27 protein-coding genes and 1 tRNA gene are annotated in these 24,457 nt (G+C 34.6%); 15 read left to right on the top strand and 13 right to left on the bottom strand.

Translation table 11 applies throughout. The features are described 5' to 3' along the window. Position 1 precedes the first annotated feature (1 nt). The 6 genes from speB to rimK are packed head-to-tail and all read left to right on the top strand — an operon-like array spanning position 2 to position 4,850. A complete protein-coding gene (gene speB, locus M0214_RS14790) occupies positions 2-937 on the top strand; it encodes an agmatinase (protein ID WP_248723332.1) in 936 nt (311 codons plus the stop codon). After that, positions 927-1,901 (top strand): deoxyhypusine synthase family protein, encoded by a 975-nt coding sequence (locus tag M0214_RS14785; protein ID WP_248723331.1) that lies wholly within the window; start codon positions 927-929, stop codon positions 1,899-1,901. Before speB ends, M0214_RS14785 begins: the two co-directional genes overlap by 11 nt. Positions 1,902-1,903: 2 nt before the next feature. Beyond that, positions 1,904-2,206 carry a hypothetical protein gene (locus M0214_RS14780; RefSeq protein ID WP_248723330.1) on the top strand — a complete coding sequence of 101 codons (303 nt, stop codon included), beginning with the start codon at positions 1,904-1,906 and terminating at the stop codon, positions 2,204-2,206. Between the two features lie 37 nt (positions 2,207-2,243). Beyond that, positions 2,244-2,657, top strand: a complete 414-nt coding sequence (locus M0214_RS14775; RefSeq protein WP_248723329.1) for a VOC family protein — start codon at positions 2,244-2,246, stop codon at positions 2,655-2,657. A gap of 2 nt (positions 2,658-2,659) precedes the next feature. After that, positions 2,660-3,451 (top strand): RMD1 family protein, encoded by a 792-nt coding sequence (locus M0214_RS14770; RefSeq protein ID WP_248723328.1) that lies wholly within the window; start codon positions 2,660-2,662, stop codon positions 3,449-3,451. 22 nt (positions 3,452-3,473) lie between these two features. After that, positions 3,474-4,850: a 30S ribosomal protein S6--L-glutamate ligase gene (gene rimK / locus M0214_RS14765; protein ID WP_248723327.1), complete on the top strand. Its 1,377-nt coding sequence runs from the start codon at positions 3,474-3,476 to the stop codon at positions 4,848-4,850. A 59-nt stretch (positions 4,851-4,909) separates the two neighbouring features. On the opposite strand, the gene corA is transcribed toward rimK, so the two are convergent. The 5 genes from corA to smpB all read right to left on the bottom strand — a co-directional run bounded on the left by corA (position 4,910) and on the right by smpB (position 8,331). Then, positions 4,910-5,968 carry a magnesium/cobalt transporter CorA gene (corA, locus tag M0214_RS14760; protein WP_248723326.1) on the bottom strand — a complete coding sequence of 353 codons (1,059 nt, stop codon included), beginning with the start codon at positions 5,966-5,968 and terminating at the stop codon, positions 4,910-4,912. Positions 5,969-5,978: 10 nt separating this feature from the next. Continuing rightward, positions 5,979-6,464, bottom strand: coding sequence for a mechanosensitive ion channel family protein (locus M0214_RS14755; RefSeq protein ID WP_248723325.1), 486 nt, complete (start codon positions 6,462-6,464; stop codon positions 5,979-5,981). A 131-nt stretch (positions 6,465-6,595) separates the two neighbouring features. Next, entirely contained in the window at positions 6,596-7,138 is a 543-nt protein-coding gene (locus tag M0214_RS14750) for a pyridoxamine 5'-phosphate oxidase family protein (protein ID WP_248723324.1), read from the bottom strand. 10 nt (positions 7,139-7,148) lie between these two features. Further along, positions 7,149-7,700 (bottom strand): hypothetical protein, encoded by a 552-nt coding sequence (locus M0214_RS14745; protein ID WP_248723323.1) that lies wholly within the window; start codon positions 7,698-7,700, stop codon positions 7,149-7,151. 172 nt (positions 7,701-7,872) lie between these two features. Then, positions 7,873-8,331 (bottom strand): SsrA-binding protein SmpB, encoded by a 459-nt coding sequence (gene smpB / locus M0214_RS14740; RefSeq protein ID WP_248723322.1) that lies wholly within the window; start codon positions 8,329-8,331, stop codon positions 7,873-7,875. A 98-nt stretch (positions 8,332-8,429) separates the two neighbouring features. Between smpB and M0214_RS14735 the strand changes: the two genes are divergently transcribed. Both M0214_RS14735 and lpdA read left to right on the top strand, forming a co-directional pair. After that, positions 8,430-10,013: a S41 family peptidase gene (locus tag M0214_RS14735; RefSeq protein WP_248723321.1), complete on the top strand. Its 1,584-nt coding sequence runs from the start codon at positions 8,430-8,432 to the stop codon at positions 10,011-10,013. A gap of 168 nt (positions 10,014-10,181) precedes the next feature. Next, positions 10,182-11,582 (top strand): dihydrolipoyl dehydrogenase, encoded by a 1,401-nt coding sequence (lpdA, locus tag M0214_RS14730; protein WP_248723320.1) that lies wholly within the window; start codon positions 10,182-10,184, stop codon positions 11,580-11,582. A 167-nt stretch (positions 11,583-11,749) separates the two neighbouring features. Here the strand turns inward: lpdA and M0214_RS14725 are convergent, their stop codons facing one another. Next, complete coding sequence (locus M0214_RS14725) at positions 11,750-12,409, bottom strand: HAD family phosphatase (RefSeq protein ID WP_248723319.1); 660 nt, start codon at positions 12,407-12,409, stop codon at positions 11,750-11,752. Between the two features lie 195 nt (positions 12,410-12,604). Between M0214_RS14725 and M0214_RS14720 the strand changes: the two genes are divergently transcribed. The 3 genes from M0214_RS14720 to rlmF are packed head-to-tail and all read left to right on the top strand — an operon-like array spanning position 12,605 to position 15,194. Further along, positions 12,605-14,011: an MATE family efflux transporter gene (locus M0214_RS14720; protein ID WP_248723318.1), complete on the top strand. Its 1,407-nt coding sequence runs from the start codon at positions 12,605-12,607 to the stop codon at positions 14,009-14,011. A gap of 19 nt (positions 14,012-14,030) precedes the next feature. Next, positions 14,031-14,300 (top strand): hypothetical protein, encoded by a 270-nt coding sequence (locus M0214_RS14715; RefSeq protein WP_248723317.1) that lies wholly within the window; start codon positions 14,031-14,033, stop codon positions 14,298-14,300. Between the two features lie 15 nt (positions 14,301-14,315). Beyond that, positions 14,316-15,194 carry a 23S rRNA (adenine(1618)-N(6))-methyltransferase RlmF gene (gene rlmF / locus M0214_RS14710; RefSeq protein ID WP_248723316.1) on the top strand — a complete coding sequence of 293 codons (879 nt, stop codon included), beginning with the start codon at positions 14,316-14,318 and terminating at the stop codon, positions 15,192-15,194. Between the two features lie 73 nt (positions 15,195-15,267). On the opposite strand, the gene M0214_RS14705 is transcribed toward rlmF, so the two are convergent. Further along, the gene (locus tag M0214_RS14705; protein ID WP_248723315.1) at positions 15,268-17,109 is read right to left on the bottom strand and encodes an SLC13 family permease; all 1,842 of its coding nucleotides are present in this window, start codon (positions 17,107-17,109) and stop codon (positions 15,268-15,270) included. A 308-nt stretch (positions 17,110-17,417) separates the two neighbouring features. On the opposite strand from M0214_RS14705, the gene bshB1 reads away from it, so the two are divergent. Together bshB1 and M0214_RS14695 are read left to right on the top strand one after the other, a co-directional pair. Then, positions 17,418-18,140 (top strand): bacillithiol biosynthesis deacetylase BshB1, encoded by a 723-nt coding sequence (bshB1, locus tag M0214_RS14700; RefSeq protein ID WP_248723314.1) that lies wholly within the window; start codon positions 17,418-17,420, stop codon positions 18,138-18,140. 76 nt (positions 18,141-18,216) lie between these two features. After that, a tRNA-His gene (locus tag M0214_RS14695) sits at positions 18,217-18,292 on the top strand. Between the two features lie 51 nt (positions 18,293-18,343). On the opposite strand, the gene M0214_RS14690 is transcribed toward M0214_RS14695, so the two are convergent. The 4 genes from M0214_RS14690 to M0214_RS14675 form a co-directional block, all read right to left on the bottom strand. Further along, complete coding sequence (locus tag M0214_RS14690; protein WP_248723313.1) at positions 18,344-19,366, bottom strand: M28 family metallopeptidase; 1,023 nt, start codon at positions 19,364-19,366, stop codon at positions 18,344-18,346. A 59-nt stretch (positions 19,367-19,425) separates the two neighbouring features. Beyond that, positions 19,426-20,478 (bottom strand): M28 family peptidase, encoded by a 1,053-nt coding sequence (locus tag M0214_RS14685; protein WP_248723312.1) that lies wholly within the window; start codon positions 20,476-20,478, stop codon positions 19,426-19,428. Positions 20,479-20,598: 120 nt separating this feature from the next. Next, positions 20,599-20,949: an FUSC family protein gene (locus M0214_RS14680; RefSeq protein WP_248723311.1), complete on the bottom strand. Its 351-nt coding sequence runs from the start codon at positions 20,947-20,949 to the stop codon at positions 20,599-20,601. A gap of 4 nt (positions 20,950-20,953) precedes the next feature. Further along, positions 20,954-21,718 (bottom strand): DUF3108 domain-containing protein, encoded by a 765-nt coding sequence (locus tag M0214_RS14675; RefSeq protein WP_248723310.1) that lies wholly within the window; start codon positions 21,716-21,718, stop codon positions 20,954-20,956. Positions 21,719-21,897: 179 nt separating this feature from the next. Between M0214_RS14675 and M0214_RS14670 the strand changes: the two genes are divergently transcribed. Both M0214_RS14670 and M0214_RS14665 read left to right on the top strand, forming a co-directional pair. Beyond that, positions 21,898-22,755, top strand: a complete 858-nt coding sequence (locus tag M0214_RS14670; protein ID WP_248723309.1) for a universal stress protein — start codon at positions 21,898-21,900, stop codon at positions 22,753-22,755. A gap of 71 nt (positions 22,756-22,826) precedes the next feature. After that, positions 22,827-23,165, top strand: coding sequence for a DUF4870 domain-containing protein (locus tag M0214_RS14665; protein ID WP_248724976.1), 339 nt, complete (start codon positions 22,827-22,829; stop codon positions 23,163-23,165). Between the two features lie 83 nt (positions 23,166-23,248). On the opposite strand, the gene M0214_RS14660 is transcribed toward M0214_RS14665, so the two are convergent. Next, on the bottom strand, positions 23,249-23,530 hold the full coding sequence (locus M0214_RS14660) for a hypothetical protein (protein WP_248723308.1): 282 nt from the start codon (positions 23,528-23,530) through the stop codon (positions 23,249-23,251). Between the two features lie 333 nt (positions 23,531-23,863). Then, positions 23,864-24,409 carry a YgcG family protein gene (locus tag M0214_RS14655; RefSeq protein ID WP_248723307.1) on the bottom strand — a complete coding sequence of 182 codons (546 nt, stop codon included), beginning with the start codon at positions 24,407-24,409 and terminating at the stop codon, positions 23,864-23,866. Positions 24,410-24,457 lie beyond the last annotated feature (48 nt).

The following is a 24,457-nucleotide window of genomic DNA, read 5'->3' as shown; positions in this document are numbered from 1 at the left end:
AATGAATACAAAAACTTACGCTGGCATACCAGAGAAGTATGCTAAATTAGAACAAGCTAACATTGTTTTAATTCCAGTTCCCTATGATGGAACAAGCACTTGGCAAAAAGGAGCAGATAAAGGTCCAGAGGCTTTTTTAGAAGCTTCAGAAAATATGGAACTTTATGATATAGAAACAGATTCTGAAGTCTACAAACAAGGTGTTTTTTTAGCTGATCCAGTAGCCGAAAACAGTTCCCCCGAAAAAATGGTAGAAGCAGTTCATCAAGTTGTTAAAAGCTATATAAAGAAAAACAAGTTTGTAACTATTTTTGGTGGTGAGCATTCTATATCTATAGGCACTATTAGAGCGTTTAATGAAGCGTTTAATAGCCTAACGGTTTTACACATTGATGCACATGCAGATTTAAGGTCATCTTATGAAGGCAGTTCCTGCAATCATGCCTGTGCTGTTTACGAGGCAAGTCAAGAGACCAATTTAATCCAGGTTGGTATTCGTTCGATGGACGTAAAAGAGAAATCTGTAATGGATTTTGATAAAACCTATTTTGCCCACGAAATGGCCATGGATGATTCTTGGATGGAATCAGCTATAGACCAAATGACCGAGAATGTATTTATTACCTTTGATTTAGATGCTTTAGATCCTTCAATTTTGCCCAGTACCGGCACACCAGAACCTGGAGGTTTATTGTGGTATGAAACGTTGGATTTCTTAAAACAAGTTTTTGAAGAAAAGAATGTTGTCGGGTTTGATATCGTTGAACTATGTCCAAATGAAAACGAGAAATCATCAGATTTTCTGGCAGCTAAACTATATTATAAAATGCTTAGTTATAAGTTTCAAACAGAGGGTAATGATGATTTTGAAGGTTCGTACGACGTTTCGAATCGATTAAATAAACCTGTAAAATTTCACGAAGACGATGAATACTAAAGGAGCAGTTTCAAATTTTATTGAAAAATATTACCTACATTTTAATGCGGCTACAGTAGTTGATGCAGCCAAGGCCTATGAAGCGCAATTGAATGGCGGGTCTAAAATGTTGGTATCTTTAGCGGGCGCTATGAGTACTGCAGAATTAGGTAAAATATTTGCAGAAATGATACGTCAGGATAAAGTTCATATTATTTCCTGTACTGGTGCTAATCTTGAAGAGGATATAATGAATTTGGTAGCACATTCGCACTACAAACGCATTCCAGATTACCGAGATTTAACTCCAGAAGAGGAATGGGATTTATTGGAGCAAGGATTGAACAGGGTGACAGATACTTGTATTCCTGAAGAAGAAGCATTTAGAAGGTTACAAAAGCATATTTACGATATTTGGAAAGCGGCTGATGAAAACGGTGAACGTTTTTTACCGCATGAGTATATGTATAAGATGCTTTTGTCTGGTGTTCTTGAAGAGTATTATGAAATAGATTTAAAAGACTCTTGGATGTATGCGGCAGCAGAAAAAAACTTGCCAATTGTTTGTCCAGGATGGGAAGATAGCACCATGGGAAACATTTTTGCCAGTTATGTTTTAAAAGGTGAGTTAAGGGCAAGTACCATAAAATCTGGAATAGAATACATGACCTTTTTGGCAGATTGGTACACCAAAAATTCCAAAAAAGGTATTGGCTTCTTTCAAATTGGTGGAGGCATAGCTGGAGATTTCCCTATATGTGTAGTACCAATGCTTTATCAGGATATGGAACGAACTGATACACCGTTTTGGAGTTATTTTTGCCAAATAAGTGATTCTACCACCAGTTATGGCTCTTACTCTGGTGCTGTACCAAATGAAAAAATTACTTGGGGTAAATTAGATATAGATACTCCTAAATTCATTATTGAAAGTGATGCAACCATTGTTGCGCCGTTAATTTTTGCCTATTTATTAGATATGTAGCCATGAAAAGTAAAAACAACCCTAACTTAAAACGAGTAATTGTCGATTTTAAAAAATTGACACCCGAAATTTTAGCATTAGTTGTTGAAAAATTTCCTGATGGGTATGATGACATCGATATTATTCAGTTTAGAAATGCAAATTACGAGCTCATTGAAGCTGTTGAAATTATTACAGAGGACACTAAATATCTTGTGAAAGTTAGTGCCAAACTTGAAAAAGTTATGGAAGATTATGATGAGGATGATTACGAGGATTTTGAGAATGACGACCCAGAAGCTATTCAAAATCCTTTCGAGGATTAAAGCGTTTTATTGAAATAATAAATTAAAACAATTAATTATGAAAGCTCAATTTCACTTAGCATTGCCATGTGAAGATATAAACCAAACAAAGAAGTTTTACTCAGAAGTTTTGGGAATGCCACTAGGTAGGCATACAGATAAATGGGTTGATGTGAATTTGTATAACCACCAACTTACATTTACGCAATCGGGGTCTTTCGACTTTAAATATAAAAACTACAAATTGGATGATAACATTCTACCGTCATTTCACTTTGGGGTTATTGTTAGTATTGAAAAATGGGGCGCCTTATACAAGAAGCTATTGCAGTCCAATCAGGAAGTAACTACAGAAGTAACCTTTATGGAAAATAAGGTTGGAGAGCATTTGTCTTTCTTCATTACAGACCCAAATGGTTACATGATTGAGTTTAAAAGTTTTAAAAGTAAAAAAGAGATTTTTGAAACCTAGCTATGAGCGCCAATAAAGCCAATGCAGTTGCCTTTAAAGTATCGGAAAGCATAAACATTAATGCATTAAAAACCATTTTTAACCAAACGCCGCTATATTCAGATAATGATGAACTGTACTATAGTATGGGAGACAACAAGTACTTTTATGCTTTTAAATACGGTATAATTTGTTTTTTCAATCTGTCTTTAACCGAAATAGATGTGCTAAAAAGAAAAATCATTTCGGCATTAAAGGGTACTATTTTTAAAAAACCTGTTTCAGAGGATATAGATGTTATACTGAACTGTGATGAAACCAATATTGGCTTTGATGACATTAATTTAGAGGATGAAAATCCGGAAAAAATCAGGCTCATTATGTTGAATTTGTCACAATCTGTAGCACTAAATTTTTACTACGGCATAGCCGAACAGATTTTGGAAGATACAAGAAGGCATACCAATATTCTGGAGGAAAAGGGTAAACTAAACATAAGTGGTAAAAAGTTAAAACGATATATAGGTAAGGTCTTAAATGTAAAAAATAAAATTTCTGAAAATCTATATATTTTTGAGTCTCACGAAGTAGCAAGTGATGATAAGGTACTTGACAGTTTAAATATCGAACTTAAGAAAAAATTCGATTTAGTTGATAGACATCATAGTATTCACCACCAAATAGATATCGTGAAGGAAAATCTCGATTTGTTCAAAGAGATTATGTTCCATAGAGAGAGTAGTAGATTGGAATTAATAATTATCATTTTAATTGTAATTGAGGTCATAGACCTTTTCGTTTTAAAATTCAACTAATTCAAAAAAACATAGTATAACATTGAATACAACACAGTACAAAGTAGTTGGTAGTGAGGAATGGTGCGTTTTTAAAGAGTTTGGAATTCCTGCCATAAAGGCACGAATAGATTCTGGCGCTAAGACATCATCAATACAGGCCAATAATATCAAGCCTTTTCTTAAGAAGGGAGAAGAATGGGTGAAATTTGAAGTAAATCCACTTCAGGACAACCGAAGTATTTCTGTTAAGTGCGAATCGAAAATCTTAGCCAAGAGAACGGTTAAAAGTTCCCTTGGAATTTCCGAAGAACGTTATGTCATCAAAACGGCATTAACGTTGGGAGATGACACTTTCGATATTGAACTTACTCTTGCCAATAGAGATTCTATGGAGTTTAGAATGCTATTGGGCAGGGAGGCATTATCTGGCCGCTATATGGTTGATGCGGCTTCAGCTGATTTACAAAAAAGTTTCTCACAAGAAGAGATAGAGGAAAGGTATGCTCGTTTTATGCCAGAAAAGACCGGTTTGAAAATTGCGCTATTGGCTAGTAACCCAGATTTGTTTAGTAACAAACGTTTAATGGAAGCAGGGAAGGCAAGAGGCCATGAAATGGTATTTCTTAACGTACAACAAGCCTATATGAAGTTTGATGCCGCTGAGCCTCAAATTAGATATAGAGGAGGAAATGTTATTGATGCTTATGATGCCATTATACCTAGAATTAAACCATCCATGACTTTCTATGCCTGTGCTCTAATAAGACAATTTGATGCTATGGGGGTGTATTGTCTAAATTCAGCCGAAGCCATTACACAATCTAGAGATAAACTTTTAGCAACTCAATTATTCGCTAAAAATGATATTCATATACCAACTACGGGTTTTGCAAACTCACCTTTAGATACCAAAGACTTAATCAAGATGGTAAACGGAGCACCGCTTATCATAAAGCTTTTAGAAAGTACACAAGGAAAGGGTGTTGTTTTAGCTGAAACCAATAAAGCGGCAGAAAGTGTTATCAATGCCTTTAAGAGCGTAAAAACCAATATACTAGTACAAGAGTTCATTAAAGAAGCTAACGGGCAGGATATCAGGTGTTTTGTTGTGAATGGTAAAGTAGTTGCCTCCATGCAAAGGCAGGCTGCCAAGGGAGAGTTTAGGGCAAATATCCATCAAGGTGGATTGGCGTCTAAAATAAAAATAACCCCAGAGGAACGAAGATTGGCCATAAAAGCAGCAAAGATTTTAAACTTGCCTGTGGCTGGTGTAGACATTATACGCTCTAACAAGGGTCCTCTTTTATTGGAAGTTAATTCTTCACCGGGTCTAGAAGGCATTGAAAATGCTACTGGACTTGATGTTGCAAATATCATGATTGAAGCAATTGAAAAGAAACTAAAGTTTAAACGTTAATTTAAAAGCCTTGATGATACTTTAAAGAATAGATGAAAAAACATCTATTCTTTAAAGAGTTACAACCACTTTTTTCGTTTAAAGTAATAAAGCATCCCAATAAAAATAAGAACCATTAGTCCCCATAAAAAGAAGTAGCCGTAATTGTATTTTAGCTCTGGAATATTTTCGAAATTCATACCGTAAATACCAGCAATAAAAGTAAGGGGAATAAATATAGTGGCTATTATGGTAAGCACTTTCATTATCTCGTTCATTTTATTGCTCAATGTAGTTTGGTGTATATCCATTAAGCCCCAAATCATTTCACGGTAAATATCCACGTTTTCAGATACTTGAATGATGTGGTCGTGCAAATCGGATAAATAAAGATTTGTTTTTTCTTTAACTAGTGTATTATCTAATTTATTTAAGCTACCAACCACTTCTCTTAGGGGGTAAATAGCTTTTCTAATCCTTAAAATTTCTCGCTTCAAAGTTTGTATTTCCAAAACTAGGTCGTCGTTCTTTTTAGTGGCGCTAAAGATATCATCTTCCAAGGCTTCAGTTTTGGAACTTAAGTCATCTGTCATAGTAAAATAGTTGTCTACAATAATATCTATAAGGGCATAAAGTAAGTAGTCGGCCCCCATTTTTCTAACCAACCCTCTGGATGTTCGTAACCTTTCTCTTATTGGGTCGAATACATCACCTTCAGCTTCTTGAAAAGTTATAATGTAATTTTTACCGAGAACAAAACTAACATGCTCTATAACTAAGGAGTTGTTTTTATCAAAATGCAACATTTTTAAAACACACAGGGCGTAATCGTCATACTCATCTAATTTTGGTCTTTGTTGGGTATTTACAATATCCTCTATAAGTAGTGGATGTAAACCTAATTTTAAACCAAGTTCTTTGATGTCTTCAACATGGCTTAGACCATTAATGTTTACCCATGTTGCACTATCTACAGCCAATAATGTAGATACACCTTTAATTCCGTTATACTTAGACTCCGAAAAAGAATCAACTGAATAATCGAACACCTCAAGTTCTAGGGCTTTGTTTTCTTTTTCACCCAAATAAACTGGTGTTCCAGGAATTTGTCCTATTTCTTTTCTTTTTGGTTTTTTCATAAGAGTTTAATCAGTTGAATTCTATGCCTTTATTTATGATCACCGAATTTGGAATAGAAACGATTTTATTATCCTCTTTTTTTAAAAGCACATAAAATCCAGTAATATCGATAACCTGACCTGAGAGGTCCAATTCCTTATCAATGATTCTAACATGGCTTCCAATACGAAGTGGGTGAAAGAAGAATAAAATCATACTGGTCGTTAAATTTGATAATAGAGACCACTGGGCAAAAAAGCCGACACCCAGAACGGCTAATATAGACGATGCAAAAATCATGAATTGATTAAATTCAATTCCAATGATTAGCAATAAAATGAAAAGGGCAATAATGTAGTATGTAAAATAGATTAGGGAACCAACAATTTTTCTTCTATTTGGTTCTATGGCTTTCAATAGTGAAAATCTAATAAGTGCTTTTCTGGTTACTATTATAAAAACCACCAAAGTTGCTAGTAATACTAGTATTAAACCTATTTTTGTTTCTGTGCTCATATTCAAGTATATCTATGAGCTAATTTACAAATTAGTTTAGTTTGTTTTAAGTGAACTTAACAAAAGAATAGGGCAAATAACGAACAAAAACATTCATAAACTTATTTTTCGAAGTACTTAAGTGTAAGCGTTTATAGTTCTAAACCGGTATCTAACCCATCAATACTCTTTGTGTTTTTTGCTTTTCTATACTCTTTTAAGCGTTTTTCTCCTTGTTTTTCTGCCCAAGAATTAAGTTGCAGACGTTCTTCCCTAAAATCCATAAATGGCACGGCAAAACCGCACGAAGTCTGTACGGAATCAATGGTCATTTCAATAATTTGCCTTGTGCCAGCTATTTTAGGAAATGCCTTAATATATTCATGAAACTCATCATCCCTTTCATGGTAAATTTTAGCATGACCATATAATCTGAGGATAAGAGGTTTGCCCTCAAAAGCGCAGAACATTACAGTCATGCGATTATTTTTTAATAAGTGGGCCGCTGTTTCGTTTCCACTACCCGTAAGATTTAACCAAAGTACTTTGTTGCCATTTTCTACCCTGAATGTATCTAGGCCTTTTGGTGATAAATTTATTCTACCTTCAGCGGTAGCTGTAGCCACGAAAAATACTTTCTGTTTTTCAATAAATGCTTTTAACTCTGGTGATAATTCTGTGAAAAAATTAGCCATAATCTATTTGTTAAGGTAAATAGGCTATAGGTAGTTTGTTTTTTTCGGTTTCGTTGGTCCAATAAATATTTACAATCCACCAACGGTTGTTGTCGTAGATTAATTGTATGCTGTTTATACCTCTCATAAAGGGCTTTTCGTATGTACTTTTATAATAACATTCGTAGGTGCTGAATACGTGTACTAAATTTCCAAATTGCTGTGTTTCTCTATGGATTTCCTTTTCAAAAAAACCATTGTCTTCCAACCATTTTCCAGAGCTTTTTATGTAATCTTCTGGAGACATGAAACGTAATTTAAATTGTCCTTCTTTGTTTTCTCCAGATGGAATCAATTTCGCGTCTTTGTAAAACAAAAACTTAAACTGTCCCCAATTTCGTTTAGTGCCTTTATCTCCAGAAATTGTGTTGTATAAGGTTTTTATGGTATTATCAATGGTATTAGCTTTGGTAGTATCTATTGCAAAAACTTGCGGAGTTTCATCTTTATCGGACTTTTTTTGGGCTTGTAAAGTTGAAATTGCGGTAAACAAAACCACAAAAAAGAATAAGGTTTTTTTCATCTTAGATATTCAATTTTTAAGAAATGAAATTAGTGAATTTGAAATACTTAAACAGTTAACTTTTTGATAAATTTTATTGACGATTATTTAGAAAGAGCCACGATTTTTGGAATCAAGATTCAGGAGAAAGTCTTCTCTCTTGGCTCTTGTAACGAAGCGCTCTTGTTTCTGTTTATTTGAAATTCTTTTTAATCCTATCCAGATTACGCTTATTATCCCTGTCTTTTATGTTTTCGCGTTTATCGTAAAGTTTTTTACCCTTTGCCAATGCAATATCTAACTTGGCAAATCCATTATCGTTTATAAATAGCTTTAAGGGGATTATGGTAAGCCCCGTATTTTGAACTTCTTTATGCAGTTTTTTAAGCTCCCTTCGGTTTAAAAGTAACTTCCTAATCGCTTTGGGACGGTGGTTGTAATGTGTGCCATGGCTGTATTCTTCAATAGTCATGTTTACCACAAAAAGTTCTCCTCTGTCATTGAATTCACAGAAACTTTCGGCTATAGAGGCGCGACTGCTTCTAATAGATTTTATTTCAGTTCCGGTTAACACAATACCAGCGGTGTACTTATCCAATATTTCATATTGAAAGCGCGCTTTTTTATTTAATATGTTGACCGTTTTTTGCATGGTGCACAAAAGTACTCAAAAGTTAAAGAAACACTAATAGTAATTAAATTAAAAAGAATAGAATTATTTTAGCCATAGCTTCAAATTTAAATTTATTTATGCAAAAACTACTTCTGTCTATTTTTCTTTTAGTGGGTCTTGCTTCCTGTACAAGTGTTAAAACTTATAACGAACAGATTACCAAATTACATACCGTTGAAGCATTGCATAACGATGTAGACAGACTTTATAATCAATTAAAAAAACATCACCCTAAGTTATATCAATATACCTCTAAAGCGGTTTTGGATTTTAAATTTGACAGTCTCAAGAAATCTATTCATAAACCTATTAACTCCAGAACTTTCTACAAAAAGTTGGCACCTGTAGTTACCCATGTAAAACAAGGTCATGTCTCTATTGGTATTGGTGGTAAAGCCTTTAAGCGAAAGGAATTGAAGGCGCTAAATAAGAAAAAATTTGAATTTTACGATTTAGATTTCGAGTATATAGAGGATAAACTATTGGTAACGGCTGTGCATAGTAAGGACACATCTTTAGTAGGCAATGAAATTGTTAAAATTGATGATGAGCCAGTACCTGATTTAATCCATACTTTTAAAAAGCGATTTACTTCTGATGGTTATAACACTACACTATATAACCGTTATGTTGGCAGACGATTTTCTACATTTTATTATCGTGATAAGGGGTTTGTTGATAGCTTAACGGTTACTTTTAAAAATAAAGATTCCGTTTATAGAAGGGTGTTAAGGCGTATTTCTAAAGATGATAGTAAAGTCAGCCAACCAAAGGATTCTATCAATAAAATAAAGCCCAAAAAACTATCTATTCAAGAAAGGAAAGATGCAAAAAGTGTCGCCAAAAAACGAAGAAAAGATAACAAGAAGTATGGTTTTTTAAGTAAACGCAAACAGTTTACAAGAAACTTTAGTTTAATAGGTAGCGATAGCTCTGTGGCTTACATGAAAATTAGAAGTTTTACCAATGGCAACTACAAAAAATTTTACAAAGAAAGTTTCAAGACTATAGATTCGTTAAAAACCGAGTACCTTATTCTCGATTTGAGAGACAATGGGGGCGGACGTATCGCAGAAATAGATAAATTGTATTCTTATCTAACCAACAAGGAATACCGCTTCATTTTAGAAAGTGAAGTGAATAGTAGAACGCCTTTTTTTAAATATCTAATGAGCAATACAACTCCAAATAGTTTAAAGATAGCTTCTGGTTTAGCATCACCAATAATTTTCGCTCATAATATGATAACCACTAAAAAGAAGGAAGGTAAAATCTATTATAAGTTTGGGTCTTCCAGAACAAAAAAGCCTAATCCGTTAAACTTTAAAGGCAAGATTTATGTTTTGATCAATGGCAATTCCTTTTCGGCCTCATCCTTAATTTCAACACATTTAAAGGCAACAAAAAGAGCCACATTTGTGGGTGAAGAAACAGGAGGTGCTTATAATGGTTGTGTGGCAGGAATCTATAAAATTTATCAATTGCCAAATTCTAAAGTACGTGTAAGAATGGGGCTAATGCAAATTGAAGCTCCTTACAAACAGTCACCAGATGGTTATGGGGTAAAGCCAGATATACAGGTATTGCCAACTATCCAGAATCGATTGTTAAAACAAGACCCCGAACTAAATTGGGTCTTAAATGAAATTGGAAAACTATAGTTCTTTAAAAAATAATCTTAAAAATCCCGTTCTGCTTGTATAATTATAAATTTTCAATGGGTAATTTATAGTAAATTCATTTTTGCTTCATAAAACACTAATTTTATTGCCTTACGATAAAACATTCGTATTTTTGGTTTCCAAATTTTTAATTATAAGAATTAGTTTATGAGTTCATATGATGTAGCCGTTATTGGTTCGGGTCCTGGTGGATATGTTGCAGCAATACGTTGTGCACAATTAGGAATGAAAACTGCCTTAATAGAAAAGTATGCCACGCTAGGCGGTACCTGTTTAAATGTAGGATGTATACCCAGTAAAGCACTTTTAGATTCTTCACACCATTACGAAGATGCTGTAAAGCATTTTGAGGAGCACGGTATTGATATTCCTGGAGAAATAAAAGTGAATTTGAAAAAAATGATTGCTCGTAAACAATCGGTTGTTGACCAAACTACTGGAGGTATTGATTTCTTAATGAAGAAAAACAATATCGATGTTTATCAAGGCTTAGGTAGTTTTAAAGATGCCACTCATATTACTATTTCTGGTGAGGAAACTACAGAAATTGAAGCAAAAAATACCATTATAGCTACAGGAAGCAAGCCTTCTAGCTTACCTTTTATTACTATTGATAAGGAAAGGATCATTACATCTACAGAAGCCTTAAAACTTAAGGAAGTGCCAAAGCACCTAATTGTTATTGGAGGCGGTGTTATAGGTTTAGAGCTTGGTCAAGTTTACAAGCGTTTAGGCGCTGAAGTTTCTGTAGTTGAATATGCAGACAGAATTGTTCCAACTATGGATGCTGGAGTTTCTAAGGAATTAAATAAAGTTTTGAAGAAGCAAAAGTTTAAAATGAACGTATCTCATCAAGTAAATGCTGTTGAAAGAGTAGGCGATGAGGTTATTGTTAAAGCCACCAATAAAAAAGGTCAGGAGGTTGAGTTTAAAGGCGATTACTGTTTAGTTTGTGTAGGGCGTCGTCCTTATACCGATGGATTAAATGCCGAAGCCGCTGGTGTTAAATTAGATGAAAGAGGTAGAGTAGAAGTGAACGACCACCTACAGACTACAGCTTCTAATATTTATGCTATTGGCGATGTTGTTAAAGGTGCTATGTTGGCACATAAAGCTGAAGAAGAAGGTGTATTTGTTGCCGAGACTTTAGCTGGACAAAAACCACATATAGATTATAACTTAATTCCAGGCGTAGTTTACACATGGCCTGAGGTTGCTGCGGTTGGTAAAACCGAAGAGCAATTAAAAGAAGCTGGAGTTGCTTATAAAGTCGGACAGTTCCCAATGCGTGCTTTAGGACGAAGTAGAGCGAGTATGGACATTGACGGATTTGTAAAAGTATTGGCAGATAAAGCTACCGATGAAATCCTAGGGGTTCATATGGTAGGTGCACGTGCTGCCGATATGATTGCAGAAGCAGTTGTAGCTATGGAATACAGAGCTAGTGCCGAAGATATTTCTAGAATGTCTCATGCTCACCCAACGTTTACAGAAGCTATTAAAGAAGCGGCTTTAGCTGCTACTGATGATAGAGCTTTGCATATTTAAGAATTTAGAAATAGATGAAAAAAGCAACCATTTTTGGTTGCTTTTTTTTTGCTTTGTTGTCAACCTGAACTTGATTCAGTTTCTCTATTAGTTAAATTATTTTTTGATTCGATTCTGAAACACCTGCCTACCGTGTCAGGCTGGAATTCAGAATGATATTGGTTTTTTTAATTCAAAATAGAACTAACCCTATCAAAATAAATCTCCTTAAAATCGGTAATTACTTTGTTAGCTTTTGTGTAATCCTGGTTTTTGGAATGGAAACTATCAAAACCAACGCAATAAATACCAGCATTATTAGCTGCTTTAATGCCATTAGTTGAATCTTCGATAACCATACATTCTTCAGGTTTAAAACCAGATGCTTCAGCTGCTTTTATAAAAATTTCGGGATGTGGTTTAGACTCTTTTAAGTCGGCACCACTCAATTTTGCCTTAAAATATTGATTTAAATCAAAGCGATCAAAAATTTGATTGATACTCGTCATCGCTGCAGAAGAACCTAAAACTAAAGTCAATCCGTTGCGGTGATAATCTTGAATCAATTCCAAAACACCTTCAATAAGGGTTAAGTCAAAATTGGTTTCAAAAAATTGTTTGTAGTGTTTTCGTTTAAGAGCTACAAGAGTTTCTGGAGATGCTTCTAAATTGAAATGCTCAACCAAACGCTTGCATATATTAATCGTTGATTGTCCTGTAAAAGATTCGTAAAGTTCACTGGAAACTTCAATGCCTACCTCATCAAACATATCATGGTAGGCTTTGTGGTGCATGGGTTCACTATCAATGATAACCCCATCCATATCAAAAATAACTGCTTTGAGCATGGCAAAAAATTTCAACGAATATAAACCAATCTAAAACGCTTGCCTAAAATTTCATTTTGTATTTTTCAGATTATTTCAACAACTTTGCTGCTTATGATTGTTTAAACCGACTTCCGTTAACACCCTTATTTACGGGTTAAAAAATGAGTTGAAGATTTAGGTCTTCTGCGATGTTTATTTTAATTCAGCAAAATCATGCAGTCAAATAAAATTACGTTTAAACAATTTATTCACTACTTTAAAATTGCCGTTACCGGAAAGGAACAAGAGTTCACGTCTGGGAGTATACGAAAGGCCGTTTTTATGCTTTCCGTTCCTATGATTTTGGAAATGCTCATGGAGTCTATTTTTGCCATAGTAGATATCCTTTATGTGTCTCAAGTGAGTGTTAATGCCGTGGCCACCATTGGCCTTACGGAGTCTGTGATTACACTGGTATATGCGGTAGCCATAGGGTTAAGTATGGCTGCAACCGCTGTAGTGGCAAGACGTATAGGAGAGAAAGATATTCAGGGGGCTTCTAGAGCTGCGGTGCAAGTTATTTTTATTGGAATTTTTGTTGCTGCGGGCATTAGCGTTGTTGGTGTTCTTTTTCCCAAAGAGATTTTAGGTTTAATGGGCGGGGAAGCAGATTTAATTGAAGAGGGTTATGGTTACACCCAAGTCCTTTTAGGTGGGAATGTAACCATTATGCTGTTATTTCTAATTAACGCCATCTTTAGAGGTGCTGGGGATGCATCTATTGCCATGAAAGTGTTAATCCTCTCAAACGGATTAAATATCATTCTAGATCCTATTTTTATTTTTGGATTGGGGCCAATTCCAGCCTACGGTGTTCAGGGAGCAGCTATCGCAACTACTATTGGTAGAGGGGTAGCAGTTATTTTTCAGTTAACCGTTTTATTCTACGGCTATGGTAAAATAAAAATAGCTTTTAAGGATTTGGTGATTAGGGTTGGTGTTATGTTAAATCTCATTAAGGTATCTTTAGGTGGTATTGGTCAGTTTTTAATCGGGACGTCCTCTTGGGTGTTTCTAATGCGCATTATGAGTGAATTTGGTAGCGAAGTGTTGGCTGGCTACACCATTGCCATCCGGGTTATGATGTTTACTTTAATGCCTGCCTGGGGTATGAGCAATGCAGCTGCAACTTTAGTTGGACAAAATTTAGGAGCACAGAAACCAGATAGAGCAGAATTGTCGGTTTGGAAAACAGGTAAATACAGTTCTTTTTTTATGGGGTTTGTTTCCGTAATCTATTTAGTGTTCGCTCCACAGATTATTTCGTTATTTAACACTACTCTAGATGTTGTAAAATATGGTAGCTTGTGTTTAAGGGTCATTGCGGCTGGGTATGTTTTTTATGGTTATGGTATGGTAGTTATAAATGCTTTTAACGGGGCCGGTGATACCAAAACACCTACCAAAATAAATTTTATTTGTTTTTGGTTACTACAATTGCCATTTGCATATTTAATGGCATTTAATTTAGATTTTGGACCAATAGGTGTATTTTGGGCCATAACAGTAGCAGAAATACTAATTGCAATTATGGCTATAGTATGGTTTAGGAAAGGAAACTGGAAAATGGTTCAGATATAGTTTAATAAAATATTGAATTTTGAAAATTAAAATAGATATAGAGCTTCGTAATATTTGCGACGAGATTATCAAAAAGAGCTTACCAATAGAACAATGGAGAGAGATTGAAAGCAGTGATCAATTTCAAACTTTAAATTATTGCGGAGGGTTTGATGCGACTGAAGACGAATTTTGTTTCAGTTTTTTTGATAAAAGTGAAAAAGAATATTGGTTTCAATTGTCTCTTAATGAAATTGAAAGAATTAAAGAAGGTTCAATTTCAGAACTTAATATTCAATTAGCCGATTAGTAATTCATAATAAAATTGAAAGAATCAAACTTACATCCAAATAACAAACACAGCTCTGGATACGATTTAGATGCCCTAGGCTTGGTGTATCCGCAATTAACCTCATTTGTGTTTACTAATGAATACCAAACCAAGACTATAGATTTTGCTGATCCAAAGGCAGTAAAAGCGCTTAACACAGCTTTGTTGTTTAAGTATTACGGCATTAAGTTTTGGGATTTTCCAGATGAGAATCTATGCCCACCAATTCCCGGACGTGTAGATTATATTCATCATTTAGCAGAATTGTTGGAGTTTTCTGGGGTTTCGAAGGACGTCAACGTTTTGGATATTGGTACAGGAGCCAATTGTATTTATCCTATTTTGGGCAATGCAGAGTACAATTGGGATTTTGTGGGAACCGATATCGATACAACCGCTTTGGAATTTGCCCAAAACATAGTTGATAAGAATGATTTAAATCATGCTATTTCACTTCGGTTTCAAAAGGATAGTAGGTTTATTTTAAAAGGTGTTTTATCAGACGAAGACCAATTTACAGTTGCTATGTGTAATCCCCCGTTCTATAAATCTGAAAAAGAAGCTATCGCTGCTACAACAAAAAAACTGAGAGGTTTGGGGAAAACGGAAGAAAGTTTAACCAGAAATTTTTCTGGAAAGCATAACGAGTTATGGTGTAAAGGCGGGGAAAAGGCATTTCTGCATAATTATATTTACGAGAGTTCCTTATTTAAGAACCAGTGCGTATGGTTCAGTGCTTTAGTTTCAAAGAAAGAACTGATAAGAGGATTGAAAGTAGCCCTGAAAAAATTAAATGTTAACTCGATTAAGGTTCTAAAAAGTGGACCAGGGAATAAACAATCTAGGTTTATCGCCTGGTCCTATTCAAATTAACCAATACTAATTCTTATATATTTCATAAGCGTACCTTTAATTTTAATTCCTGTATTAAGATTTTTTGGATGATTTAAAACGGCCAAATTATAGGTACTAAAACCATAGTTACAATCAAAAATATTAATAAAAGCGGCGCACCAACTTTTAGGTAATTCATGAACTTATAACCACCTGATGTCATAACCATAGCGTTGGTAGTTGTACCAATAGGGGTTAAGAATGCTGTTGAAGCGCTAATAGCAACAACAATCATGAATGGTTCTGGTGATAAGTTTAACGATGTAGCTGCTATAATTGCTATTGGAGCCATTAATACTGCTGTAGCCGAGTTGTTGATTACTTGGCTAAAAGTGGTTGTAAGTATAAAGATCCCTCCAAGTAAAAGCGTTGGACTTACAGATCCAAGATAGTTAACCAAACCATTGGCTATTAATTGTGCTGTGCCTGTTTTCTGCAATGCGATACCCATAGGAATCATGGCTGCAATCATTACCACGCTTATCCAGCTTATCCCTTTATATGCTTTGGCCATAGGTACGCATCTGGTCAATAAGATAATACCAGCAGAAATTAAAGCCGCTATAGATCCTGGAACAATTTTAAAGACCATGAATACTATCATGAGCAATAGGGCACCTAGAGCTATGTAAGATTTGTAATTAAGGCTTTCAACATTTTTGGCCATACCTTCGGGACTACCACAAATAACAAGATTTTCATGTTGTTTTTTAAGGTCTTCAATACTGTCCCAAGTTCCTCTTAGTAAAAAGGCGTCACCTACTTTTACGCGAATTTCTTTAGCTGTGAGTGGGGTGTGGTTTCTAGAAACAGCCAACAATTGTATATTGTACCTTCTAAAGTATTCGCCTAACTTATATTTTCGTCCCACTAACGAAGAGTTTGGGTTAACGATAACCTCGGTCATACCAACCTCTTGGTTTATAAGATTGTTTTTTAATTCGTCTGTACTCTCAGCTTCCAAAGGTAAAAGACCAAGTCTGAAGCGAATCATAATTCTGTTAATCGCTTCTGTATCCCCTTTTACTGTAATAATATCATGATATCTAAGTTCTGTTTCTAAATCGGGAAGTTCTTCGAACTTTGGATAGCCTTTAAGTACATTTGGATGTCTTCTCTTAAGCCTTATAATGTTGACATTGAATTCGTTTTCAAAATCCCAATGTTTAATTTTTGTATCAATAAGTGGAGACAAGGATCTAATACGTAGTCTATAGTAATCGTTATTTACTTTGTAGGCTTCAATCCAGTTGTGAAGCGTAGACTCAATATCTACCGGCTTATTATTGGTTTTATTATTAGGCAAAAGTTTATAGCCTACATACCTAAAATATAATAAGGCAATTATTAAAAGTGGTAAGCCTATTAATCCAAACTCGAAGAATGAAAATCCTTCAAGGCCAGCTTCAACAAGCGCATTACTAGCGATAATATTTGGTGGTGTTCCAGTTAGGGTTAGTAAACCACCAGTATTAGAACCAAAAGCTACAGGCATAAGCATTTTAGAAGGTAAAGTACCAATACTCCAAGCAGAGGAAATAGTTAAAGGCATTAGCGTAGCTACCGTTCCTGTATTACTTACAAATCCAGATAAAACACCGGCACCTAAACTTACAATAACCAATAGTTTAGGTACACTTTTGCCTGCCCATTCTACAAACTTTTTACCAGCCATGGCTGTCCAGCCAGTTTGAGCAATACCTTCACCGATTATGAAAAGAGCAGCAATCATAATTACGGTAGGATTACTAAATCCGCTCAATGTTTCAGTTGGTGTTAAAATACCAGTTAGGTAAAGACTTATCATGGAAATAAGTGCTACAATATCCGGGGTGAATTTTCCCCAAACAAAGAGGCCTATGGTTATAACTAAGATTACGAGCATTAAATACATAATGAATAGGTTTTCCGGTTAGTTTTTTTCTTTTTTTTGATACTGTAAAATTATTACCAAGTAAAACTACTAATTATGACTAATGTCATGCTTTCCAGTAAGTCTTTATTTTTGAATAATTATTATATTTAGCCTACAATAATTAACAAAACCATTAACGAACACGTTTTCGTATTTACAAGTTTTGTTGGTTTACAAATTTCCTTTGCATTATTATGCTTATCGAGGGAGTTATCACAGAAGATTTTCTGAATATTTTGTAAATATTTTAGGAATTTTTCGATTAAACGTACAATAAAATACAATCAATGAAATTAGATATTTTGGCTATTGGGGCCCATCCAGATGATGTAGAATTAGGTTGTGGTGCTACACTAGCTAAAGAAATTGCAAATGGTAAAACGGTCGGAATTGTAGATCTTACACGAGGTGAACTAGGTACTCGTGGAACAGCAGAAACAAGAGCGGCCGAATCTGAAATGGCTAAAAATATTCTGGGTGTTTCGATTCGTATTAATATGGGATTTGCCGATGGCTTTTTTGTAAATGATAAACAGCATCAATTAGAGCTTATTAAGGTAATTAGAAAATACCAACCCGATATTGTGTTATGTAATGCCATAGAAGATAGGCATATAGATCATGCTAAAGGGAGTGAGTTGGTTAGTAGTGCTTGTTTCTTAAGCGGATTAGTTAAGATTGAAACTAAATTTGGTACAGAAAAAGCGTTACAGGATTGTTGGCGACCAAAACAGGTTTATCACTATATCCAGTGGAAAAATATAGAACCAGATTTTGTGGTTGATGTTTCTGGGTTTATAGAGAAAAAAATAGCAGCTGTTATGGCCTATAAAACCCAATTTTACGATGAAAATAATAAAGGGCCTGAAACACCAATTTCTAGTAAAAATTTTACAGACAGTGTTGAATATAGAGCTCGTGATTTAGGGCGTTTAATAGGGGCAGAGCATGCAGAGGGCTTTACCACAGAGCGTTATGCTGCCGTAGAGAGTCTGTACGATTTAAAGTAGTAAAAAGTTAAAAAAGTCTTTGCTGAAACAGCTAAATCTATTACATTTGCACTCGCATTTAAAATGCAAGCTACATGGTGGTTGTAGCTCAGCTGGTTAGAGCGCCGGATTGTGGTTCCGGAGGTCGCCGGTTCGAACCCGGTCTTCCACCCAAAATAAAAGCCTTTCGAATTTCGAAAGGCTTTTTTTGTTATTGTTGGTTTTTAAAATTTCTTTTCCTCATCAACTTTAATACGTTCTGCTCTGTTGGCCAGTTCCCAAGCGGTGTAAAAAACGAGTTTAGCTCTTGTGGCCAGGAGTTCGTACTCTATCTTATCTGGTGTGTCTGTGGGTCTGTGATAGTCTTCGTGTGTGCCATTAAAATAGAAAATTGAGGGAATATTATTTTTGGCAAAATTGTAATGATCAGAACGAAAATAAAAGCGATTTGGGTCGGTTTTTGCGTTATAAGTATAGTCAATTTTAAGTTTAACGTATGTTTCGTTCATGGCTTCAGAAATGTCATGTAATTCATCGCTTAGCCTATTCGATCCAATTAAATAAATATAGTTGGGGTTATACTTGTATTTTTTGTCTATTCGTCCAATCATATCCATGTTAAGATTTGCTACTGTATTCTCTAAAGGAAATATAGGGTCTACATCGGTGTAATAACGTGATCCGTAAAGTCCTATTTCCTCTCCTGTAACATGCAGGAATAAAATAGAACGTTTGGGACCGTGTCCTTTATCTGTTGCTGTTTTAAAGGCTTCCGCTATTTCGAGAATAGCTACAGTACCAGAACCATCATCATCTGCACCATTATTAATTTCACCATTTTCAGAAACACCTATATGGTCTAAGTGGGCTGAAATAACAATAACTTCTTCTGGCTTTTCACTTCCTTTAATATATGCCATAACGTTTTCCGAAGCACCTACATGTCCTTTAAAATAAGATGCTGGTATTTCCTGAAAATAATCGTCTTCAGAAATAGGTGATGGGATACCGTTGGAAACATATTGATTTTTAATGAACTCAACTGCCTTTTTTTGGCCTGGTTCTCCTGTTTTTCTGCCTTCATAGTCATCGGAAGCATAGATATATAACATATCTTTTAACTCACTTGCAGTAATGGTATTTGCATAGGTTGTTGGGTCTCTATCCTTGCTTTTCTTTTTGTTTTTCGAAGAGCTACACGAAATTGTTAGGAGGACAATAAATGGTATTAATATGATTTTTTTCATAATAGGCACGATTTATACTATAATACGAAAAAAGTCTTTATTAAAGCAGTTTGTGGGGGTTATTTTAAGAATGTATTATGTTCATCGAGAACCACCCGATGTTCTTGATTAGCAATTTGCCAAGCCGTAGCAAAAACCAATTGGGCACGTTTTTGTAACAAAAGGTAATCTATTTTTTCAGCCGTATCTGTGTGCTTGTGATAATCTTCATGTATTCCATTAAAGTAAAAAATGACCGGAACTTCTTTATTGGCAAAATTATAATGGTCTGATCTGGAATAATAATCGTTTCTATCTCCAACAGAATTGTATTTGTAATCTAGGTTTATATTAAAGAAGGTGTTGTTTACTTTTTCGGATATATAGTGTAATTCCTTGCTCAGTCTATCAGAACCAATTAAGTATAAGTAGTTTTTATCTGTTTCGTGTAAATCGTCTACACGGCCTATCATGTCCATATTTAAATCGGCAACCGTATTTTTAATAGGAAATGCAGGATGAAGCGTGTAGTATTCAGAACCTTTTTTTCCAATTTCCTCGGCGGTAAAATGCGCAAATAGAATACTTCTTTTAGGGCCTTTACCAGCTTTTTTAGCTAAGTTGAAGGCTTGAGCCATTTGTAACATGGCTACAGTTCCCGAGCCGTTGTCGTCTGCACCATTATTGACGTTCCCTTTTTTATCCAACCCAATGTGATCTAGGTGTGCAGAAATAACAATAACCTCTTCGGGGTTTTCAGAACCTTCTATAAAGGCAAGTACATTATTGGTAGTTTTGGTTTTATTTTGAAAAAACTCTGATGGAACGGTTTGAATATATTGCTTTTCGCCATAGGCCCCAGCAATATTTTCTTTTGTATAGAAAGACATTACAAACTCTTCGGCTCGTTTATGTCCATAAGTTCCGGGAGCTCTTCCACCAAATTGATCTGATGAAATCATGTAGAGTTGTGTCTTTAACTCTTTAGCAGTTATAGTGTTTGCATATTGTATTACCGTAGCACTATCTACTATGGTTATACTGTCCTCAAGATTTTTGATTTTAGTAGAGTATTTTGGCGTGGCACAAGTACCAACGAGGGCAAATGCTGAGAGAATGCAAAAGATTTTCATTAATACTATAAATCTTGTTTAAACGCCAGATAAATCCTGAAAACTACAACAGTTAGTGTTCTAACTAAGCGCATTAGTCTAATTCTGGTCAAATATACGAATATCGGTGGAAAGGCTTAATTATAATTCGATATCACCAAGTTCAGCATCGATTTCAAGGTCTTCGAGGTCTTCAATGGCCTCTTCTTCAGACTGTAACTCTGTTGCCTCTAAACCTGTTGTATCTGCAACTTCAGAAGTATTAAATATGGCTTTATAAATGGTAAGCACAAGAGCCATGGTGGTTAATAAAAATGTAAACTGAATTATTTTTTTTACTTGCCCTGTTTTTTTTGAAAAATAAAAAGCTAATAATCCAAAGATTAAAGCAAAAATCGAAGGAATTATAGCTAGGTTAAAAACCGGTAATACGGCCAAGATAATGGCTAGTACCGAGGTGATTATTGCGAGTATGGTAAACAGTTTTTTCATGTTATTAATTTTTTAAACCTGAAGCAGACTTTATTTTTAATTCCCCATTGCCAACTGGAATCTTAAATTTTCCGTAGACCATTATTTTATTGGCATCGGCAGTGAGCCATAACAAGTTATCTCTACTTCCTTCAATAATTTTAGATTCGCTTCCAATGGCTATTTTGTAACACTCCTTTTTTCCTATAGCGGTATTTATTTGCTCTTTACCCAAATAGGTAATGGTTGCTTTGGTTTCCTTTCGGTCAAAAACAATTGTTGTTACTTTTCGTTGCCCAACCTCCATCGATTCAAAATCTAGTAACCTTATGGAATAAATAGTCGAAACAATATCTTTCGTACCGGTGTTAAACTTAAAATCCCGTTTTTCTATGCGGTTGTTCTTTTTGGTTTGAACCGATTTAATGGTATTGGTATTATGGCTGAATGTGTATTTCATTTCCTTATAATAGCCCCCTTCGTTTATGTTGCGTTTGTATACATAGGGTTTTAGGGTTTTAGGGCTAACATAACTTTCATAAAGATCTCTTATTTTGAAAAAGCTATCCCATTGGCTATAGGTGGCCGCATTACACTTTAACCTTAAAAAGGTTGCTTTCGATGTCTTAACAGGGCTTGTTTCCATAGATATTTCTGCAATATCGTTTAAAATGCCAGACATATTGTATGAGGCTGTGTAGACTAGTTTTTCGTTATACCCAACGGCAGTATTCTGGGCACCAACCGAGAGGCTCATAAAAAGCATAAGTAAAATAAGGCAACGTATCATGTAAAATGGTTTTAGGTTATAACGTTTTACTAATCATTTATTGTGCCGAAAAATACAATGCTTTACATTATTATGCTAATTTTTCTGATTTCTTAATAACTGTTTGGCTAGCTGATAATTGTCATAGTTTTTAAGTGATTAACCAATTAAATTTACTTGATAACCATTATGTTCTAGCCATGAAAACCATCTTGTTACCAACAGATTTTTCTAAAAATTCGGTTAATGCTATTCATTATGCCACAGCGTTGTTTAAGGATGAGGTTTGTAAATTTTATGTGCTAAACGTACAAAAGGCTTCTTCATTTATTTCAGACGATATGATGACCGTTTCATCATCTACTACCATTTATGCTACTTTAATAGATGCGGCCAAAAAATCCTTGTCAAACATCATTACTGGTATTGAAGACAAGAAACCAAATGCTAAGCATACGTTTCATTCTATAGTTGATTATGATAATTTTATAGATTCTATAAACCAAATTTCCAGTAAGTATAATATCGATTTAATCATTATGGGTACCAAAGGGGCTTCGGGCTTACAACGGGTTCTTTTTGGTAGTAATACTGCTCGTGTAATGCAACGTTGTCATGTTCCAGTTTTGGCCATTCCAGATGGCTGTTCATTTACACCACTTAAAAAAATAGCTTTTACAACAAACCATATTAACTTGTTTAAAGTTGAAGAACTTAAAGCTTTAAAAAGTATTTTAGAAATTTATAATGCCAAATTATTTGTATTGAATGTAGCCGATGAGCACCATCTGGTGCAAAAGCAATTGGCGAATATGGATTTTTTTGGTGAACATTTCCCGTTGGCAGTTCACGACTATATTGATGTTAATAAAAAGGATATGTTTGATACGGTAAGGCAGTATATTATTGATAACGATATTGAAATGCTTGCTATGATAAGCGAAAAACACTCCTTCTTAGATCGTTTATTTACAAGGCATGCGTTAGAAACCTTTGCATTTAGTATAGATGTGCCGTTTTTGGTAATGGAGAGCGTTTCTGGAAAATCCATGACTTAAATACCGTTATTCTGTAACATTAAAATGCGTTTTGCGTCCTACAGGTAATCAATCAAAAAAGTAAATGTATGATGCGTCAAGACAATCAATTAATCGTATTAACCCATTTGAGTCAGTTATTGTTGTTCATAACTGGTTTTGGGAGTTTATTGGTACCCCTAATACTGTGGGCTACCCAAAAAGAAAAGGTGTATAGAATGGACGAACATGGAAAGCATATTATTAATTTTCAATTGAGTTTAATTGTTTGTTTTTTAATATGTATTCCTGGTATACTATTTTTTGGACTAGGGCTATTGGGCTTTATTGTTCTGGGGATTTTTTCTTTTATTTTCCCGATTATTAATGCCATCAAAGCAGGTAACGGCGAGATTCCAAGCTATCCTTTAACGTTCAATTTTATTAAATAAAAGGAGACTCGGCACTGAAAAATTAATTGTGTTTTTTACCAGTAGGCTTGAGCTTAATAATAACTTATACGTTTTATTGCCGATTAATTTTGTTCAATTAATCTTTTATACACTCTACTAGTTATACTTCTATATCCAGCTCCCATTACCAAAATATGTCCTTCGCGGATATAGCCATTTACCACTATCAAATTCCCATTCTCGTCTGTACCTATAATGGTTTTGTTCTCATTATGTATATAGTAAATCGGAAATAGAGGCACGAAGGTTAAATTTTTGTCAATGGAGAAATAATTTCCCTTTATTTTACCGTTTAAAATGATCTTGTCTATAACTCTGCCATTATCGATAAGGCTTACATTCAATTTTTGTCATAAATCAGCTCCAATTTTACTATTGGTTTTTTGGTTTTTGGAATATCCCACTTCCATCTATAACTTTTTTTTAATGTAGTCCAAAGGTCTATACTTGTTGAATCCTGTAAGCTATTTTCGTAAAGACCGTTAATTCCAAACTTATTTAAGTTTGAAGGGGAATAAGTGCTTTTTCGGCTCAATTTTTTTGTCGAATAACAGTTAGTCAACAAGACTGCACAAATAAGAAATAATATTTTTAATGTTTTCTGGGTGTTCATTTTAAATTAAGCGCAATGAGTACATGTAGCCTCTTTTAAGTTATAGATGTTGTACAAAGTACTTTTATTTCCATTTTGCAATTAATTCTGTAATTCCTTTTTCAATTCCGTTATAATATTCTCCGTTTTTAAATTCAGGGATAATCGTTTCGTCAATTACTTTCTTGCAGATTTCATCAGTCAGTATTTTTTCTATTCCATAACCAGTCGAAATTCGTAGTTTTCTCAATTTTTTACTGAAAACAATTGTCAATCCGTTGTCTTTTCCCTTTATTCCAACTTCGTTGTAATTCGACAAGTCAATCGCGAATTGGTCAAAGTCAGTATATTTTCCAATTGAGTCTATTGATACTAAAGCAATTTGATTAGTTGTCTCTTTCTGAAATTCTCGAATTATTGAGGTCAATTTTTCCAATTGCTCAGGTGTGAAAATTAATTCATAATCATTTACTTCTCGTTTCAGTTTTGGTAAGTCACTTTCACCCAAATCAAATTGCGTAAACTCTACTTGTGGCGTTTCTAATCTCGGTTTGGTTTTATCAATCTGTTTTGGTTTACAACCAGAAATGGTCAAAAATGCCAGTAATATTATTTTGAATATGAATTTCATCTTTATTTATACAACGACCTGCCAAACGCGAAGTTCGGCTATTAAAAA

Source organism: Seonamhaeicola sp. ML3 (assembly GCF_023273855.1).
Classification (GTDB): domain Bacteria; phylum Bacteroidota; class Bacteroidia; order Flavobacteriales; family Flavobacteriaceae; genus Seonamhaeicola.
The sequence above is the reverse complement of the archived record's forward strand: the minus strand, read 5'-3'. Positions and strand labels throughout refer to the sequence as shown.

Bases quoted from the DNA above. Each gene is read 5' to 3' on its own strand.
- M0214_RS14785 (WP_248723331.1), top strand. From the start codon at position 927: ATGAATACTAAAGGAGCAGTTTCAAATTTTATTGAAAAATATTACCTA.
- M0214_RS14745 (WP_248723323.1), bottom strand. From the start codon at position 7,700: ATGAAAAAAACCTTATTCTTTTTTGTGGTTTTGTTTACCGCAATTTCA.
- M0214_RS14735 (WP_248723321.1), top strand. From the start codon at position 8,430: ATGCAAAAACTACTTCTGTCTATTTTTCTTTTAGTGGGTCTTGCTTCC.
- M0214_RS14755 (WP_248723325.1), bottom strand. From the start codon at position 6,464: ATGAGCACAGAAACAAAAATAGGTTTAATACTAGTATTACTAGCAACT.
- M0214_RS14750 (WP_248723324.1), bottom strand. From the start codon at position 7,138: ATGGCTAATTTTTTCACAGAATTATCACCAGAGTTAAAAGCATTTATT.
- M0214_RS14720 (WP_248723318.1), top strand. From the start codon at position 12,605: ATGCAGTCAAATAAAATTACGTTTAAACAATTTATTCACTACTTTAAA.
- lpdA (WP_248723320.1), top strand. From the start codon at position 10,182: ATGAGTTCATATGATGTAGCCGTTATTGGTTCGGGTCCTGGTGGATAT.
- M0214_RS14725 (WP_248723319.1), bottom strand. From the start codon at position 12,409: ATGCTCAAAGCAGTTATTTTTGATATGGATGGGGTTATCATTGATAGT.
- M0214_RS14655 (WP_248723307.1), bottom strand. From the start codon at position 24,409: ATGAAATTCATATTCAAAATAATATTACTGGCATTTTTGACCATTTCT.
- M0214_RS14775 (WP_248723329.1), top strand. From the start codon at position 2,244: ATGAAAGCTCAATTTCACTTAGCATTGCCATGTGAAGATATAAACCAA.
- M0214_RS14780 (WP_248723330.1), top strand. From the start codon at position 1,904: ATGAAAAGTAAAAACAACCCTAACTTAAAACGAGTAATTGTCGATTTT.
- corA (WP_248723326.1), bottom strand. From the start codon at position 5,968: ATGAAAAAACCAAAAAGAAAAGAAATAGGACAAATTCCTGGAACACCA.
- M0214_RS14685 (WP_248723312.1), bottom strand. From the start codon at position 20,478: ATGAAAATCTTTTGCATTCTCTCAGCATTTGCCCTCGTTGGTACTTGT.
- bshB1 (WP_248723314.1), top strand. From the start codon at position 17,418: ATGAAATTAGATATTTTGGCTATTGGGGCCCATCCAGATGATGTAGAA.
- M0214_RS14770 (WP_248723328.1), top strand. From the start codon at position 2,660: ATGAGCGCCAATAAAGCCAATGCAGTTGCCTTTAAAGTATCGGAAAGC.
- M0214_RS14675 (WP_248723310.1), bottom strand. From the start codon at position 21,718: ATGATACGTTGCCTTATTTTACTTATGCTTTTTATGAGCCTCTCGGTT.
- M0214_RS14665 (WP_248724976.1), top strand. From the start codon at position 22,827: ATGCGTCAAGACAATCAATTAATCGTATTAACCCATTTGAGTCAGTTA.
- M0214_RS14670 (WP_248723309.1), top strand. From the start codon at position 21,898: ATGAAAACCATCTTGTTACCAACAGATTTTTCTAAAAATTCGGTTAAT.
- speB (WP_248723332.1), top strand. From the start codon at position 2: ATGAATACAAAAACTTACGCTGGCATACCAGAGAAGTATGCTAAATTA.
- M0214_RS14690 (WP_248723313.1), bottom strand. From the start codon at position 19,366: ATGAAAAAAATCATATTAATACCATTTATTGTCCTCCTAACAATTTCG.
- M0214_RS14680 (WP_248723311.1), bottom strand. From the start codon at position 20,949: ATGAAAAAACTGTTTACCATACTCGCAATAATCACCTCGGTACTAGCC.
- smpB (WP_248723322.1), bottom strand. From the start codon at position 8,331: ATGCAAAAAACGGTCAACATATTAAATAAAAAAGCGCGCTTTCAATAT.
- M0214_RS14705 (WP_248723315.1), bottom strand. From the start codon at position 17,109: ATGTATTTAATGCTCGTAATCTTAGTTATAACCATAGGCCTCTTTGTT.